The organism is Anaerotignum lactatifermentans DSM 14214 (assembly GCF_900142265.1).
Taxonomy (GTDB): domain Bacteria; phylum Bacillota; class Clostridia; order Lachnospirales; family Anaerotignaceae; genus Anaerotignum; species Anaerotignum lactatifermentans.
Window position 1 is genome coordinate 1 of the sequence record NZ_FRAH01000153.1, and the last position, 1,610, is coordinate 1,610.

The window sequence follows — 1,610 nt, forward strand, 5'->3', positions numbered from 1 at the left end:
CTACTACAATATATTTATGGTTAATATCCCTTACAGCCAGTAAGGAATTATCCATCTTGTTGCTTAAGCTGTATAATGATGGAGCAATAGGTATATCGTCTCCCTTTCTTGGACTTTGCGTCCGTATTATAGACTGATAACCAGCTCCTCATTCGCAGCGTTCGTTTTATGCAGGTTGAATCGCCATAGGCGCATTCGTGTCACACCACAGTAGATTGAATAGGCAATGAGTAAAACTGGTACTTATCCATTGCAATAATTCTTAAGGAGTGACAAATTTATGAACGCAGTAGGTATCGATGTTTCTAAAGGTAAAAGTATGGTTGCAATCATGCGCCCATTTGGCGAGACTGTCTCTCCACCTTTTGAAATAAAACACACAGCCAGTGACATCCATTCACTTGTTGAGCTCATCAACTCTGTTGAAGGCGAATCTCGAATTGTAATGGAGCATACAGGACGTTATTACGAAGTCCTTGCCCATCAACTTTCCGAAGCAAATCTTTTCGTCAGTGCCATTAACCCAAAGCTTATCAAGGATTTTGATAACGATTCCCTCCGCAAAGTCAAATCTGACAAAGCTGACGCTGTTAAGATTGCCCGATATGCACTTGACAAGTGGCACAATCTCAAACAGTATAGTGTTATGGATGAATTACGAAATCAGCTTAAAACCATGAACCGTCAGTTCAGCTTTTATATGAAGCATAAGACGGCTATGAAGAATAATCTCATTGGAATCCTTGACCAAACCTATCCTGGCGTGAATGCTTACTTTGACAGTCCTGCTCGCAGTGACGGCAGCCAGAAATGGGTTGATTTTGCATCTACATACTGGCATGTGGACTGTGTCCGTAAGATGTCTCTAAATGCTTTTACCTGCCATTATCAAAACTGGTGCAAACGCAAGAAGTACAACTTCAGCCAGTCAAAGGCTGAGGAAATCTATGGAAAAGCAAAGGAGCTTGTTCCTGTACTTCCAAAGGATGACCTTACAAAGCTTATTATCAGGCAGGCTGTTGACCAGCTTAATAGTGCTTCTACAACCGTTGAATCACTACGTACCTTGATGAATGAAACCGCCTCAAAACTACCCGAGTATCCTATTGTTATGGATATGAAAGGGGTTGGACCTTCACTTGGTCCTCAGCTCATGGCTGAGATTGGAGATGTTTCACGATTTACTCATAAAGGTGCTATTACTGCATTTGCTGGTGTAGATCCCGGTGTTAATGAATCCGGTATTTATGAACAAAAAAGTGTGCCAACTTCAAAGCGTGGTTCTTCTGAGCTCAGGAAAACCTTGTTTCAAGTAATGGATGCTTTGATTAAAACCAAGCCACAGGATGACCCTGTATATCGGTTTTTAGATAAGAAACGTGCTCAAGGTAAACCTTACTATGTCTACATGACAGCGGGTGCCAACAAGTTTCTAAGAATCTACTATGGTCGAGTGAAAGAATATCTTGCAACTCTTCCAGAATCCTAATTATCCACTACAATTTTCAGACCAGCACTGGTGTGGTGGTCTTATTTTGATACCCAATTTTCAACCTGTATAAAATTTTCAATGTTCTTTTAATTTAGCCTTGACTTTTTATTTGCAGGCT

The 1,610-nt window shown here is 40.7% G+C and carries 1 protein-coding gene; it reads left to right on the forward strand.

What is annotated here, in order from left to right; genetic code table 11:
• Positions 1–280: 280 nt before the first annotated feature.
• A complete protein-coding gene (locus BUB35_RS18320) occupies positions 281–1,489 on the forward strand; it encodes an IS110 family RNA-guided transposase (protein ID WP_072854070.1) in 1,209 nt (402 codons plus the stop codon).
• Positions 1,490–1,610: the final 121 nt, after the last annotated feature.

What these genes read in the sequence shown, in the direction of transcription:
- BUB35_RS18320 (WP_072854070.1), top strand. Translation starts at nt 281, where the DNA reads ATGAACGCAGTAGGTATCGATGTTTCTAAAGGTAAAAGTATGGTTGCA.